General features: G+C 62.1%; 26 protein-coding genes. All 26 read left to right on the forward strand.

The window, feature by feature from the left end; genetic code table 11:
- The first annotated feature begins 10 nt into the window (after positions 1-10).
- Positions 11-637 (forward strand): 50S ribosomal protein L4, encoded by a 627-nt coding sequence (gene rplD, locus NXS98_RS00160; protein WP_283846426.1) that lies wholly within the window; start codon positions 11-13, stop codon positions 635-637.
- A gap of 4 nt (positions 638-641) precedes the next feature.
- Complete coding sequence (rplW, locus tag NXS98_RS00165) at positions 642-923, forward strand: 50S ribosomal protein L23 (RefSeq protein WP_283846427.1); 282 nt, start codon at positions 642-644, stop codon at positions 921-923.
- 13 nt (positions 924-936) lie between these two features.
- Positions 937-1791, forward strand: coding sequence for a 50S ribosomal protein L2 (rplB, locus tag NXS98_RS00170; protein ID WP_283846428.1), 855 nt, complete (start codon positions 937-939; stop codon positions 1789-1791).
- 21 nt (positions 1792-1812) lie between these two features.
- Positions 1813-2094 carry a 30S ribosomal protein S19 gene (gene rpsS / locus NXS98_RS00175; protein WP_283846429.1) on the forward strand — a complete coding sequence of 94 codons (282 nt, stop codon included), beginning with the start codon at positions 1813-1815 and terminating at the stop codon, positions 2092-2094.
- A 3-nt stretch (positions 2095-2097) separates the two neighbouring features.
- A complete protein-coding gene (gene rplV / locus NXS98_RS00180; RefSeq protein ID WP_283846430.1) occupies positions 2098-2436 on the forward strand; it encodes a 50S ribosomal protein L22 in 339 nt (112 codons plus the stop codon).
- Between the two features lie 5 nt (positions 2437-2441).
- Positions 2442-3116: a 30S ribosomal protein S3 gene (gene rpsC, locus NXS98_RS00185; protein WP_283846431.1), complete on the forward strand. Its 675-nt coding sequence runs from the start codon at positions 2442-2444 to the stop codon at positions 3114-3116.
- A 14-nt stretch (positions 3117-3130) separates the two neighbouring features.
- Entirely contained in the window at positions 3131-3547 is a 417-nt protein-coding gene (gene rplP, locus NXS98_RS00190) for a 50S ribosomal protein L16 (protein WP_283846432.1), read from the forward strand.
- Positions 3548-3551: 4 nt separating this feature from the next.
- Positions 3552-3749 carry a 50S ribosomal protein L29 gene (gene rpmC / locus NXS98_RS00195; RefSeq protein ID WP_283846433.1) on the forward strand — a complete coding sequence of 66 codons (198 nt, stop codon included), beginning with the start codon at positions 3552-3554 and terminating at the stop codon, positions 3747-3749.
- Between the two features lie 11 nt (positions 3750-3760).
- A complete protein-coding gene (gene rpsQ / locus NXS98_RS00200; RefSeq protein ID WP_283846434.1) occupies positions 3761-4054 on the forward strand; it encodes a 30S ribosomal protein S17 in 294 nt (97 codons plus the stop codon).
- Positions 4055-4069: 15 nt separating this feature from the next.
- Positions 4070-4435 (forward strand): 50S ribosomal protein L14, encoded by a 366-nt coding sequence (rplN, locus tag NXS98_RS00205; protein WP_283846435.1) that lies wholly within the window; start codon positions 4070-4072, stop codon positions 4433-4435.
- 3 nt (positions 4436-4438) lie between these two features.
- Positions 4439-4720, forward strand: a complete 282-nt coding sequence (rplX, locus tag NXS98_RS00210; protein WP_283846437.1) for a 50S ribosomal protein L24 — start codon at positions 4439-4441, stop codon at positions 4718-4720.
- Between the two features lie 21 nt (positions 4721-4741).
- Positions 4742-5287, forward strand: a complete 546-nt coding sequence (gene rplE / locus NXS98_RS00215) for a 50S ribosomal protein L5 (protein WP_283846438.1) — start codon at positions 4742-4744, stop codon at positions 5285-5287.
- Between the two features lie 19 nt (positions 5288-5306).
- Positions 5307-5576, forward strand: a complete 270-nt coding sequence (gene rpsN / locus NXS98_RS00220) for a 30S ribosomal protein S14 (RefSeq protein ID WP_283846439.1) — start codon at positions 5307-5309, stop codon at positions 5574-5576.
- Positions 5577-5585: 9 nt separating this feature from the next.
- Positions 5586-5972, forward strand: a complete 387-nt coding sequence (gene rpsH, locus NXS98_RS00225; protein ID WP_283846440.1) for a 30S ribosomal protein S8 — start codon at positions 5586-5588, stop codon at positions 5970-5972.
- Between the two features lie 20 nt (positions 5973-5992).
- A complete protein-coding gene (gene rplF / locus NXS98_RS00230) occupies positions 5993-6529 on the forward strand; it encodes a 50S ribosomal protein L6 (protein WP_283846441.1) in 537 nt (178 codons plus the stop codon).
- Positions 6530-6578: 49 nt separating this feature from the next.
- Entirely contained in the window at positions 6579-6944 is a 366-nt protein-coding gene (gene rplR, locus NXS98_RS00235; protein WP_283846442.1) for a 50S ribosomal protein L18, read from the forward strand.
- 25 nt (positions 6945-6969) lie between these two features.
- The gene (gene rpsE, locus NXS98_RS00240; protein ID WP_283846443.1) at positions 6970-7668 is read left to right on the forward strand and encodes a 30S ribosomal protein S5; all 699 of its coding nucleotides are present in this window, start codon (positions 6970-6972) and stop codon (positions 7666-7668) included.
- Positions 7669-7698: 30 nt separating this feature from the next.
- A complete protein-coding gene (gene rplO / locus NXS98_RS00245) occupies positions 7699-8160 on the forward strand; it encodes a 50S ribosomal protein L15 (protein WP_283846444.1) in 462 nt (153 codons plus the stop codon).
- A gap of 23 nt (positions 8161-8183) precedes the next feature.
- Complete coding sequence (gene secY / locus NXS98_RS00250; RefSeq protein WP_283846445.1) at positions 8184-9581, forward strand: preprotein translocase subunit SecY; 1398 nt, start codon at positions 8184-8186, stop codon at positions 9579-9581.
- A 34-nt stretch (positions 9582-9615) separates the two neighbouring features.
- Positions 9616-10410, forward strand: a complete 795-nt coding sequence (gene map, locus NXS98_RS00255; RefSeq protein WP_283846447.1) for a type I methionyl aminopeptidase — start codon at positions 9616-9618, stop codon at positions 10408-10410.
- Entirely contained in the window at positions 10371-10601 is a 231-nt protein-coding gene (locus NXS98_RS00260; RefSeq protein WP_283846448.1) for a S1 domain-containing protein, read from the forward strand. The genes map and NXS98_RS00260 overlap by 40 nt, the downstream gene beginning before the upstream one ends.
- 15 nt (positions 10602-10616) lie before the next feature.
- Positions 10617-10730, forward strand: a complete 114-nt coding sequence (gene rpmJ, locus NXS98_RS00265) for a 50S ribosomal protein L36 (protein ID WP_283846449.1) — start codon at positions 10617-10619, stop codon at positions 10728-10730.
- Between the two features lie 21 nt (positions 10731-10751).
- On the forward strand, positions 10752-11147 hold the full coding sequence (gene rpsM / locus NXS98_RS00270) for a 30S ribosomal protein S13 (RefSeq protein ID WP_283846450.1): 396 nt from the start codon (positions 10752-10754) through the stop codon (positions 11145-11147).
- Positions 11148-11164: 17 nt separating this feature from the next.
- Positions 11165-11797, forward strand: coding sequence for a 30S ribosomal protein S11 (gene rpsK / locus NXS98_RS00275; RefSeq protein WP_283846451.1), 633 nt, complete (start codon positions 11165-11167; stop codon positions 11795-11797).
- A 28-nt stretch (positions 11798-11825) separates the two neighbouring features.
- The gene (gene rpsD / locus NXS98_RS00280; RefSeq protein ID WP_283846452.1) at positions 11826-12434 is read left to right on the forward strand and encodes a 30S ribosomal protein S4; all 609 of its coding nucleotides are present in this window, start codon (positions 11826-11828) and stop codon (positions 12432-12434) included.
- A gap of 108 nt (positions 12435-12542) precedes the next feature.
- Positions 12543-13592: a DNA-directed RNA polymerase subunit alpha gene (locus tag NXS98_RS00285; RefSeq protein ID WP_283846453.1), complete on the forward strand. Its 1050-nt coding sequence runs from the start codon at positions 12543-12545 to the stop codon at positions 13590-13592.
- Positions 13593-13595: the final 3 nt, after the last annotated feature.

The raw sequence follows: 13595 nt of genomic DNA on the forward strand, positions 1-13595 counted from the left end.
GATTACGGACATGAAACTCCCCGTTCAGGATTTGCAAGGTACGCCCCAGGGCGAAGTGGAAGTGCCGTTTCCGGTGATTGAGAACGGCAAAGGCACCCAGGCGGTGCACGATGTGGTGGTGGCGCATCTGGCCGCCCAGCGTTCCGGCACGGCCTGCACCAAGACCTTGGGCGAGGTGGCCGGCACCGGCAAAAAGCCCTGGCGCCAGAAAGGCACCGGCCGCGCCCGCGCGGGCTCTTTCCAGTCGCCGCTGTGGGTGGGCGGTGGCGTGGTGTTTGGCCCCAAGCCGCGGGATTACCGCAAAAAAGTCAATGAGAGCACCCGCCGCCTGGCGCTGCGCAAGGCGCTGAGCGAGCGCATCAAGGCCAGCGAAGTGATTGTGGTGGACGAGCTCAAATTGTCCCAGCCCAAGACCCGCGAGCTGGTGCGCCTGCTGGACAGCCTGGCGCCTGGGGTGACCGTGCTGCTGGTGACCGACAGCATTGACCCCAATTTGCGGCTGGCGGCCCGCAACCTGCCGTATGTGGAACTGGCCACCGGAGCGGAGTTGAATTGTTACCAAGCCCTCAAACCGGCCAAAATCGTGTTCACCCGCGCCGCCCTGGCGCAGGTGGGCCAGCGCCTGAGCCAATCCTGATGCCATGAATGCTTTTGAAATCATCAAAACGGTGCGCGTAACCGAAAAGGGCACCCTGCAGGCCGAGAAGCTCAACCAGTACACCGTGGTGGCGGACCCGCGGGCCAACAAGGCCCAGATTCGCAAGGCGGTGGAGGAGCTGTTCAAGGTCAAGGTCATTGCCGTCAACACCCTGAACATGCCCGGCAAGGCCCGCCGCCAGCGCACGCCGCAGGCGGGCATGACCAGCGAGTGGAAAAAGGCCATTGTCACCCTGAAAGAAGGGGACCGCATCAACCTCACCTAACCCTTGTTGATTTATGCCTGTTAAAACCTTTCGCCCCCTGACGCCGTCGCGCCGCTACATCACGGTGGCCGACTTCAGCGAGATTACCAAGACCGAGCCGGAGAAGAGCCTGGTGGTCACCCGCAAGAAGACGGGCGGGCGCAACTGCTATGGGCGCGTCACGGCCCGCGGCATTGGCGGCGGCCACAAGCAGAAGATTCGCCTGGTGGACTTCAAGCGCCGGCGTCATGGCCAGGTGGCCACGGTGCAGGCCATTGAATATGATCCCTGCCGCTCGGCCCGGCTGGCGCTGGTGCAATACCCGGACGGCGAGAAATCCTACATCCTGTGCCCCAAAGATTTGAAAGTGGGCGCCAAGGTGTCCAGCGGCCCAGACGCGCCGGTGGAAGTGGGCAACCATCTGCCGCTGAAAAACATTCCCATCGGCATGGCCATCCACAACATTGAAATGGTGCCCGGCCGGGGTGCGCAGATGGTGCGCTCGGCGGGCAGCTCGGCCACGCTGATGTCCCGCGACCAGGGCTATGCCACCTTGCGCCTGCCGTCGGGGGAAATCCGCCGCGTGCACGAGAACTGTTACGCCACCATCGGCGAAGTGGGCAACGCGGACCATGAAAACATCGTCTGGGGCAAGGCGGGCCGCAGCCGGCATTTTGGCGTGCGTCCGATTACCCGCGGCGTGGCGCGGAACCCGGTGGACCACCCCAACGGCGGCGGCGCCGGCAAGAGCAAGGGCGGCGGCGGCTGGCAGCAGTTGACCTCGCCGTGGGGCCTGCTGGCCAAGGGCTACCGCACGCGCAACAAACACAAACCCTCCAACCGCTTTATTGTGGTGCGGCGTGACGGCCGGCCCATGAAACGCAAGTAACCTGCTTTGACCTGAGAGCCTATGGGACGTTCAATCAAAAAAGGTCCGTTTGTGGACCCCTCGTTGATGAAGAAAATCCTGGCCGCCAAGGAATCCAAGTCCAAGGCGCCCATCAAAACCTGGTCCCGCCGTTCCATGATCACGCCCGACTTTGTGGGCTTGACCTTCAACGTGCATAACGGCAAGGTGTTCCACCCGGTTTTTGTGACCGAAAACATGGTGGGCCACCGGCTGGGAGAGTTTTCTCCCACGCGCATCTTTAAGAAACACGGCGCTCACACCGCCAAAGCCGAGGCCAAGTAACCTATGCAAGTACAGGCGATTACTCGCAACGTCCGGATGTCCCCGCAAAAAGTGCGGGAGGTCACCCGTCAAATCCAGGGTCTTCCCGCCCTGGAAGCCCGCGCCGTGCTGGCGGTCGTGCCGCGCAAGTCCGCGCGGCTGGTGGCCAAGACGCTTGATTCGGCCATTGCCAATGCGGAAAACAACCATCAATTGCAGGCCGCCCGGCTTGTCGTGGCGCAGGCCGTCGCCCAGACGGCCAGCCGCCTGAAGCGGTACACCCCCAAGGCGCGCGGCATGGCCGGCCCCATCATTAAACGCAACAGCCACATTAAAATCGTTCTTTCCGACGGAGCTAAATAATTACTATGGGTCAAAAAACCAATCCCATCGGTCTGCGCGTCGCCGTCAATCGTGACTGGCGCTCCAAGTGGTACGCCGAGAAAAAGGACTTCGGCAAGCTGCTGGTCGAGGACTTTGAGCTGCGCCGTTATTTGAAGGAAAAGCTCAAGGACGCCGCGGTGCCCAAAATTCAGATTGAGCGCGCCGGCAATCGTTGCCGCATCACCATCTTCACCGCCCGGCCGGGGGTGGTCATCGGGCGCAAGGGCACGGAAATTGACAAGCTCAAGGAAGAGCTGAGCAAGAAAACCGGCAAGGAGATTTACGTCGAGATTCAGGAAGTCAAAAACCCTGACCTCGACGCCCAACTGGTGGCTGAAGGCGTGGCCGTGCAATTGGAGCGCCGCGTATCCTTCCGCCGCGCCATGAAACGGGCGGTGCAGACCGCCATGGAACAGGGCGCGGAAGGCATCCGCATCCGCTGCTCCGGGCGCCTGGGCGGCGCGGAGCTGGCGCGGGTGGAGCAATACCTCGAGGGCCGCGTGCCGCTGCACACCCTGCGCGCCAACATTGATTACGGGTTTGCCGAGGCCCACACGCTCTACGGCAAGCTGGGCATCAAGTGCTGGATTTGCCGCGGCGAGAACAAGCCGGAGGCCGCCAAGACCAATCGTCCGCCCGCCGCGCCGGCGTCGCGATAACCTGAGATTGTTTTATGCCTTTACAACCTGCACGCGTTAAATACCGGAAAATGCACCGCGGCAGCCGCGCCGGTCTGGCGACCCGCGGCAACACGGTGGCCTTTGGCGAATTCGGCCTGCAGGCCCTGGAGCGCTGCTGGCTGGACACCAAGCAACTGGAGGCCGCCCGCGTGGCCATCAGCCGTTTCATGAAACGGCGCGGCAAGTTGTGGATTCGCATCTTTCCGGACAAATCCTACACCAAAAAGCCGTTGGAAACCCGCATGGGCAAGGGCAAGGGCCCCCTGGAATCCTGGGTGGCGGTCATCAAGCCCGCCCGCGTGCTGTTTGAAGTGGACGGCGTGCCTGAACCGGTGGCGCGCGAGGCCTTCCGCCTGGCGGCTTCCAAGCTGCCCATCCACACCAAATTCATCTCCCGGCACCAGCATTGACGCCATGAAAATGAGTGAATTGAAAGACCTGACCCTGGTGGAGCTGCAGGCCAAGAGCCGCGACCTCCGGCAGGAATTGTTCAACCTGCGCCTCCAGAAGGCCGGCAGCCGGCTGGAGAACCCGGTCCGGCTGCGCCTGCTGCGCCGCGACATCGCCCGCGTGGAGACCGCCATCACCGCCCGCAAGAAAAACCCGGCTTGAACCTTTTGCTTATGGCTGACACTCCTGCTACTTCTGCCCCCGCCGCCCGCCGCCGCAAAGAGCGGACGGGCGAGGTCGTCTCCAACAAGATGGCCAAGACCATCGTGGTCCGGGTCGAACGCCGTTTTCCGCATCCCCGCTTCAAGAAAATTGTGCGGAGCTACAAGAAATACTATGCGCACGACGAGAAAGGCGAAGCCAAACCCGGCGATGTGGTGCGCATTGAGGAAACCCGCCCCCTGAGCCGCCTCAAACGCTGGCGGCTGGTGGAAATCATTGAGCGCGCCGCCACCGCGGCCGCCTGAACTGTGTCCTGACCTATGCTGCAAGTCCGCTCCATCCTCGACGTGGCCGACAACACCGGCGCCAAACGCGCGGCCGCCATTGGTGTGCTCGGCCGGAACCAGATGTATGCCCGCGTGGGCGACGTCATCAAGGTCCACATCAAAGAGGCCGCCCCGGACGGCACCATCAAGAAGGGCCAGGTGGCCGATGCGGTGGTGGTCCGCACCCGCCGGCCCATCCGGCGCAGCGACGGCTCCTATGTCCGGTTTGACAGCAACGCCGTCGTCATCATCAACAAGGAGCGCGAGCCGATTGGGACCCGCATTTTTGGCCCGGTGGCCCGCGAGCTGCGCGACTTGAAGTTCACCAAAATCATCAGCCTGGCTCCGGAGGTAGTCTGATTTATGCCCAAATTGCACGTCAAAAAAGGTGACGAGGTGGTGGTTATCAGCGGCGCCCACAAGGGCCGCCGCGGCCGCGTCATTGAAGTCCAGCCGGCCAAGCAGCGGGTGCTGGTGGAGGGAGTGCGGATGCTGAAGAAAACCATCAAAAAAGGCCGCAGCCAGCTCCATCCCCAGGGCACCATCATCGAGCGCGAAGGCCCCATTCACATTTCCAACGTCATGCGGGCGGACCGTTATGATGCCCGGCGCGCCGCCCAGGCCCCCGCCGCCGCCGAATCCTGAGCCTTGCCCCGCCATTGAGCCATGAAACCGAGATTGCAGGAAAAATACGAAAACGAAGTGGTGCCCGCTCTCATTGCCAAGCGCCAGTACAAAAACCGGCATGAGGTGCCCCGCCTCGAAAAAATCGTCATCAACATGGGCGTAAGCTCCCAGTTGGAGAAAAGCGCCGTGGAAGATGCCGCCAAGGACCTGGCGCTGATTACCGGCCGCAAGCCGGTCATCAGCAAGTCCCGCAAGAGCATTGCCAATTTCAAATTGCGCGCCGGCCATCCGGTGGGCTGCTACGTCACCCTCCGCCGCGAGGTCATGTATGAGTTTTTTGACCGGCTGGTGGCGGCGGCGCTGCCGCGCATCCGTGACTTTCGCGGGTTGTCGGCGCGCTCCTTTGACGGGCGCGGCAACTATTCCCTGGGCATTGCGGAGCAGACCATCTTCCCGGAGGTGGACCTGGACAAGATCAAACGCACCCAGGGCATGGACATCACCATCGTGACCACCGCCCGCACCAATGAGGAAGCCTACGATTTATTGAAACTGATGGGCTTTCCGTTTGCGGAAAACCGTTAACCTTTTTGCTTACACTGATATGGCGAAAAAATCCTGGTCCGAACGCAACAAGAAACGCATGGCGCTGGTGAAGAAATACGCCGCCAAACGCGCCGAGCTGAAGGCCAAGCATGACTACGCCGCGCTGGCCAAGCTGCCGCGCAATTCCAGCCCGGTGCGGGTGGTCAACCGCTGCCCCATCAGCGGGCGCCGCCACGGCTATTTCCGCAAGTTCAACTGCTCCCGGCTGACTTTCCGGGAGCTGGCCCTGCAGGGCCTCATTCCTGGTGTCACCAAAGCTAGCTGGTAACTTTGTCCTATGAGCGATCCCATTGCTGACATGTTGACGCGCATCCGCAACGCCGCCCACGCCGGCCTGCCCGAGGTGGAAGTGCCCCATTCCCGCCTCAAGGAAAGCCTGGCGGCGATTCTCAAGCGCGAGGGATACATCCGGGAATACACCGTGGCCGGCCAGGCCGCCAAAACCCTCAAGCTCTTCCTCAAGTACGAAGGCCGCCGCGCCGTGCTGGAGGGCCTGCAGCGCGTCAGCAAACCCGGCCGCCGCATCTACACGGCCGCCGCCGCCGCCCCGCGCGTCCGCGGGGGGCTGGGCATCGCGGTGCTGTCCACCTCGCGCGGTTTGATGACCGACGCCGAGGCGCGCAAGCAACATCTGGGCGGCGAGGTGCTTTGCTACGTCTGGTAACCTTTAACTCCCGCTGCTTTATGTCTCGCATTGGCAAACAACCGATTGTCATCCCGCCCAAGGTGAAGGTGGACGTCAAGGGCCGCACCGTCCACGTGGAAGGCCCCAAGGGCAAGCTGCAATATGAGCTGCCCCAGCGCACCGCCGCCGCCGTGGAAAGCGGCAAGTTGGTGGTGCACCGCGAGGGCGAGGACGCCCAGGCCAAAGCCCTGCACGGCCTCAGCCGCGCCATTCTCAACAACATGGTGCGCGGGGTCACCGAGGGTTTTGTCAAGAAACTGGAAATCCACGGTGTCGGCTTCAAGGCCTCGGTCGCCGGCAAGACTGTCACCCTGAACCTGGGGTACTCGCATCCCATCAACTACGATTTGCCGGACCAGGTCAAGGTGACCGTCGAGGAAAACACCCGCCTCACCATCGAAGGCCCCGACCGCCAGAAGGTGGGCCAGGTGGCTGCCGATTTGCGCGCCTTCTACCCGCCGGAGCCGTACAAGGGCAAAGGCATTCGTTACGTGGGTGAGCGCATCATCCGCAAGGAAGGCAAGACCGTGCAATAACCCTGATTGAATTGATGGGCTACGGCCCAATCCGTGGCCCGGGAACCCCATGAGAACTGAAGTTAAACATCGTCTGGCCACCCTCCGCCACTGGCGGGTGCGCAAGAAAATCAGCGGCACCGCCCAGCGGCCTCGCATGAGCGTCTGCTTCACCGGCAAGCACATTTACGTCCAGTTTGTGGACGACGTCCGCGGCGTGACCCTGGCCTCGGCTTCCACCCGGGCCAAGGACCTGCCCGAGCGCGGCAAGCTCAAGGCCAATGTCAGCTCGGCGGCCATTGTGGGCCGCCGCGCCGCCGAGGCGGCCCTGGCCAAGGGCATCACCGCCGTGGTGTTTGACCGCGGCAGCAATTGCTATCATGGCAAGGTCAAAGCGCTGGCGGATGCCGCCCGCGAGGCCGGATTGAAATTTTAACCCCCATTGAACAGGAGCTGTTACCGTGGCTGAAAATCCTAAAAAAGAAAACCTGGACCCGCTCCCCGAGCAGGAGCAGGAGCAGCAAAGCCCCGCCACCGCTGAAGTCCGCGGCGGCGAGACGGGCGAATCACGCGGCGGAGGGCGCGGCCGCCGGGGACGCGGCCGGCCCAGCGCGGAAGTCACCGAAGGCCCTGAAGGCCAGACCGGGGAAGAACTGACGGAGAAGGTGGTGTTCATCAACCGCTCCGCCAAGGTTGTCAAAGGGGGCCGCCGGTTTAGCTTCTCCGCCCTGGTGGTGGTGGGCGACCGCAAGGGCATGGTTGGGGTGGGCCTGGGCAAGGCGGGCGAAGTGGCCGACGCCATCCGCAAAGGCGGTGAAGTGGCCCGGCGCAACATGGTGAAAGTCTGCCTGAAGGACGCCACCATCCCCCATGAAATCTTTTCCGAATACGACGGCGCCCGCGTGCTGTTGCGGCCGGCCTCGCCGGGCACCGGCATCATTGCCGGCAAGACCGTGCGCGCCGTGCTGGAATCGGCCGGCGTGCGTGATGTATTGACCAAATCCCTGGGCAGCAAGAACGCGGCCAACGTGGTCAAAGCCACGTTGAACGCCCTGTTGCGCCTGCGTCTGCGCGAGCAGATTTACCGCAGCCGCGGCCTGCCGCTGCGCCTGCCGGCCGAGACCGCGCCGGCGGCCCAGGAGACTCCGGCCACCGTCTGAGCAGTTTGGAACGTCAGTTGATATTTGCCTATGCGTTTACATGATTTGAAACCCCGGCCCGGCGCCAAGCATCGCCGCAAACGCCTCGGCGCGGGCGAATCCAGTGGTCACGGCAAAACCAGCGGCCGCGGTGGCAAGGGCCAGACCGCCCGCTCCGGCAGCTCCATCCGGCCCACCTTTGAAGGCGGCCAGATGCCGTTGATTCGCCGCATTCCCAAGCGCGGCTTCAACAATGCCCGCTTTGCCACGCGGTACCTGACGGTGAACCTGGAGGCGCTGAATCGCTTTGAGGACGGCGCGCGGGTGGATGAAGCCCTGTTGCGGCAAAGCGGCCTTGCGCGGGGCAAGGCGGATGGCATCAAGATTCTCGGCAACGGCGAACTGAAAAAGAAATTGACCGTGGTGGCCAGCGCGTTCAGCGCTTCGGCGCGCGCCAAAATTGAAGCCTTGGGCGGGGTCTGCGAAAAGGCCGCCGCGGCGGCCAAAGCCTGACCGGAAAGGGGAAACCAGGGGTTATGCTCGCGAAAATCGCCAACACCTTCACCAATGCCTTCAGGATACCGGAGCTGAAGTCTCGCATCCTGTTCACCCTGTTCATTCTGGCGGTGTGCCGGTTGGTGGCGGTCATCCCCATTCCCGGCCTGGACGGGTCGGTGTTGTTTGAGTACTTCCGCGACCTGGAAAAACAGCAGGGGCAGGGCGGGGGGTTGATGGGCATGTACAGCCTGTTCACCGGCGGCGCGCTGGAGCGCTGCGCTATTGGCTCGCTGGGCATCATGCCTTACATCAGCGCCACCATCATCATCCAGTTGCTCACCGCGGTGATTCCACGGCTCAGCAAACTGGCGCGCGAGGAGGGCGGGCGCACCAAGATTATTCAGTATGGCCGTTACCTCACCGTGCTGCTCTGTCTGGGATGGGGCATGATCATGGCGCACGTGTGGGAGAACCCGCGGGAAATGTTCCCCGGCCTCACGGAAGATTTGGTGCGCAATCCGGGCTGGTTTTACCGCATTCAGACCACCGTCATCCTGACCACCGGCACGCTGCTGCTCATGTGGCTGGGCGAGCAGATCACGGATCGGGGCATTGGCAATGGCGTATCCCTCATCATCACCATCGGTATTGTGGCCCGGGTGCCCCAGGCCGGCCATGCCCTGGTGGACATGTTCTCCGCCGGTGGCGCGATTGCCGAGAAGTTCACCATCTTCCACGGTGTCTTTTTGATTCTGATGCTGGCGGCGGTGGTGGCGGGCACCATTGCCATCACTCAGGCCCAGCGCAAGGTGGCGGTGCAGTACGCCCAGCGCGCCGTGGGCCGCAAGGTTTATCAGGGCGGCACTTCGTTCATGCCCCTGCGCGTCAACTACGCGGGCGTCATGCCCATCATCTTCGCCCAGGCCATCCTCATGTTCCCGCAAAAAATCCTGGAGAGTCTGGGCAACCTGCCCGGCGTGGGGGCCGGTCTCAAGGGCATCTTCCGCGCCATTGGGGCCTCGCTGAACCACGGCGAGCCGGCCTACTTTCTCATCTACGGGCTGATGATCATGTTTTTCTCCTATTTCTGGGTTGCCACCCAGTTCAATGAAATTCAGATTGCGGATGATTTGAAGAAATACGGCGGATACATTCCGGGGGTCCGGCCCGGCCAGGCGACGAGCGACTTCCTGCATCATGCCATGAGCCGGATCACCCTGGCGGGCGCGGTGTTCCTGACGATCATTGCCGTTATTCCAGATTTGTTGTATAAGGTAATGAATGTGCCGTATCAGGTGGGCCAGTTTTTTGGCGGCACCAGTTTGTTAATCACCGTGGGTGTGATGTTGGACACCATGCGCCAGATGGAGACCCACCTCCTGATGCGCCATTATGACGGATTCCTGAAGAAAGGCCGCCTGCGCGGGCGCATCTGAGCGCGGCGGACGGCCGGTGAAAGACCTTGGGGTGATGATTGTCATCAAAACAGGACGCGATTTGGAAGCCATGCGGGCCGCTTGCCGCGTGGCGCGCGCTGTTTTGGATGAAGTGGCCGCCGCGGTGGCCCCCGGAGTGACCACGCAGGAATTGGATGATTATGCCGCCGAGCGCATCAAGCATTACAACGCCCGCAGCGCCTTTCTGGGGTATCGGGTGGGCAACTTGAAATACCCCTGCCACACCTGCATTTCCATCAACGAGCAGGTGGTGCACGGCCTGGCGGGTCCCCGGCGGATTGCTTTTGGCGACCTTGTCAGCATTGATGTGGGGGTCTATTATGAAGGTTTTGTGGGTGACAACGCCCGGACAGTGGCGGCGGGCGGCTGCACCGACCCGGTGGCCGCGCGGCTGTTGGAGGCCACCGAAACCGCCCTCCAGCGCGGCATTGCCGCCGCCTTGGCGGGCAACCGGGTGAAGGACATCTCCCGCGCGGTCCAGCAGCATGTGGAAAGCCAGGGCTTCAGCGTGGTGCGCGAATTCGTGGGCCACGGGGTGGGCCGCCACATGCACGAAGAACCGCAGGTGCCCAATTTTGTGGAACCGGGACGCCCGTCGCCGCTGTTGCGGCCGGGCATGACGCTGGCCATTGAACCGATGGTTAATGCCGGCAAACCCGGGGTGAAACGCTTGAAAGATGGCTGGACAGTGGTGACCGAAGATGGTTCACTGTCCGCCCATTTTGAGCACACCGTCCTGGTGACGGAAGGCGAGCCGGAAATCCTGACGTGCACGAATCAAACATCATTCGCGCTGAAGGTGTCGTGATCGCCGTGCTCAAAGAACGGTTGTACCGGGTGGAACTGGCCAATGGTCATCAATTTCTGGCCTTTGTCACCGCCCGGCGCGCGGCAGCCGGCGACCGCTACGAGGTGGGCCAGCGCGTGATGGCGGAACTTTCGCCCCTGGACCTGAGCAAGGGGCGGCTGGTGGGGCGCTTGGACGCCTCTCCACGGTGATTTTGGAGTGAAGTTATGAAGATACGGGCATCGGTGAAGAAACTGTGCGAAAACTGCAAGATTATTAAACGCAAAGGCGTGATTCGCGTCATTTGCACCAATCCGCGCCACAAGCAGCGGCAAGGTTGAGCTTTTTAATTCAAGAACACTATGGCACGCATCATCGGCGTTGAAATTCCGGGCGAAAAACGCATCGAAATCGCCCTCCGCTACATTTACGGCATCGGCCCCACCACGGCCCTGGAAATCTGCCGCCGCGCCAACATTCCGCTGGGCACGCGGGCAAAGGATTTGACCGAGCAGCAGCTCTCCCAAATCGTCCATGCCATTCAGGACGGCAAATACGTCATTGAAGGCGACCTCCGCCGCGAAATTGGCCTGAACCTCAAACGTCTGCAGGCCATCAAATGCTATCGCGGCATCCGGCACCTGCGCGGCCTGCCCGTGCGCGGCCAGCGCACCCAAACCAACGCCCGCACCCGGAAAGGACCGCGCAAAACCGTGGGGGTGGTGCGCAATCCCAACGCCAAGGCGGGCATCCATTAATCCCTGTTTAACCTGCTATGTCTGACGAGACCAAAAAACCCGCTCCTGCTCCCAAGGAATCCAAACCAGAAGCCGCCGCGCCGGCCGCGGAAAAACCGGCCAAGGCTGCCAAGAAGGCCGCTGCTGGCGAAGGCAAGGCGGCTGAGGCCAAGGCGGCTGAGGCCAAGCCTGCCGCCGAGGCCAAGCCAGCGGAGACGCCGGCACCCGGCACTCCGCCTGCAGCCGCTTCCGCTCCCACGGCGGCGGAACTTTTGGGCGATGATCTTTCCGCCAAGAAAATCATCAAAGCCAAGGGTGCCAAAAACATTGTCAGCGGGATTGCGCACATTCTGGCCACTTTCAACAACACCCAGGTCAGCATCACGGACATGCACGGCAACGTGATTGGGTGGGCAACCGCGGGCCGCGTGGGCTTCAAAGGCTCCCGCAAAAGCACCGCCTTTGCCGCCCAGCAGGTGGCGCAGGAGGCCGCCCGCCAGGCGATGTCCCACGGCATGAAGGAAGTGGAGGTCCACGTCAAAGGCCCCGGCTCCGGCCGCGAGGCGGCCATTCGCGCCTTGCAGACGATTGGCCTGGAAATCACCGTAATCAAGGACGTGACCCCCGTGCCCCATAACGGGTGCCGTCCGCGCAAGAAACGCCGTGTCTAACCGCAACCCCGATTAATTTTTCAAGTCCATGGCACACTATACTGGTCCACGCGTTCGCATCAGCCGCCGGTTCAAGACCCCCATCTTCGGCCCGTCCAAGTATTTGGAGCGCCGCCAATACGGGCCGGGCGTGCACGGCCCCAAGGCCCGCCGCAAGGTCACCGAATATGCGCTGGGTCTGATTGAAAAACAGAAGCTGCGTTATTACTACGGCCTGCAGGAGCGCCAGTTCCGCGGCGTTTACGAAAAGGCCCTGCGCCGCCGGGGTGTGACTGGCGAGCAAATGCTCCAATTGCTGGAGTGTCGGCTGGATAATGTGGTGTATCACCTCGGCTTTGCCCCCACGCGGCCAGCGGCGCGCCAGATGGTCACCCACGGGCACATTCGCGTCAACGGGCGCAAGGTGAACATTCCGTCCTACACCCTGAAGGTCAACGACGAGATTGAAGTCCGCAATCACAACGTGAGCCGGCAGATGGCGACGCGCAACCTCGAGATGTCCACCAGCCGCGCCGTGCCGGACTGGCTGGCGCTCGAGAAGGACAATTTCAAGGGCCGCGTGATGCGCATCCCGACCCGCGATGAAATCCAGCCCATCGCCAACGAGCAGGCGGTGGTCGAATTTTATTCCCGCTAAACCATAACTCGCCCCTTGCGGGGCAGGGCAAATATACGGGCGCTCCCGGGTTGCGGGAATAAATCCCCGGGGGTCGCCAGGTTAAATTTGCCGGAAAGGAACTGAACCATGCCAGTACGTCTAGGCCGTTTCGAGATGCCCAAGCGGTTGGTCAAGGATGAAACCACCGCCACCGAAACCTACGCCAAATTCATCGCCGAACCGTTTGAAACCGGTTACGGCCACACCATCGGCAACTCGCTGCGCCGCGTGTTGCTGTCCTCCCTGGAAGGGGCGGCCATCACCAGCGTGCGCATCGAAGGCGCCATGCACGAATTTGCCACGGTGGATGGCGTCGTCGAAGACGTCACCGACATCGTGCTCAATCTCAAGAAGGTCCGCTTCAAGGCGCACAGCCGGGAAGAACAGGTCCTGTACCTTTCCGTCAACAAGGAAGGCGACGTTCTGGCCGAGGACATCCAGCTCAACCAAAACCTGGAGCTGGTGAATCCCAAGCAGAAAATCTGCACCCTCGACAAGAAGCGCAAGCTGGAGATGGAACTGACCGTCAAGGTGGGCCGCGGCTTCTGCCCGGGCGATGAAAACAAAAAGCCCGACCAGGCCATTGGCGTCATTCCCATTGACTCCATCTTCTCGCCGGTTACCCGCGTGAAATACTCCGTGGAGGCCGCGCGCGTGGGGCAGCGCACCGATTACGACCGCCTGATTCTCGAAATCTGGACCGATGGACGGATTTCGCCCGATGACGCCCTGACCCAGGCCTCGGCCATCCTGCAGCGGCACCTGGATGTCTTTGTGGGCTATGACAAGAACGCGGTGGAATTTGAAGAGCAGGTGGACCGTCAGGATGACGAGCGCGCCAAGCTCAAGAAGCTGCTCAACATGAGCGTCAACGAAATCGAGCTGAGCGTGCGCGCCGCCAACTGCCTCAACAACGCCAACATCACCACCGTGGGCCAGTTGGCGATGAAGACCGAGTCGGAGATGTTGAAGTACCGCAACTTTGGCAAGAAATCGCTGAACGAAATCAAAGAGAAACTCGCGGCACTGGGCCTGACCCTGGGCATGCACTTTGACCCGGACCTCATCGAAGCGGCGCCCGCCCCCAGCGGCTCTTCCGCCCGCGATGACATCAAAAACCTTTTGAGCAACGACTGATGC

Origin of the sequence: Fontisphaera persica (assembly GCF_024832785.1) — a bacterium.
Taxonomy (GTDB): domain Bacteria; phylum Verrucomicrobiota; class Verrucomicrobiia; order Limisphaerales; family Fontisphaeraceae; genus Fontisphaera; species Fontisphaera persica.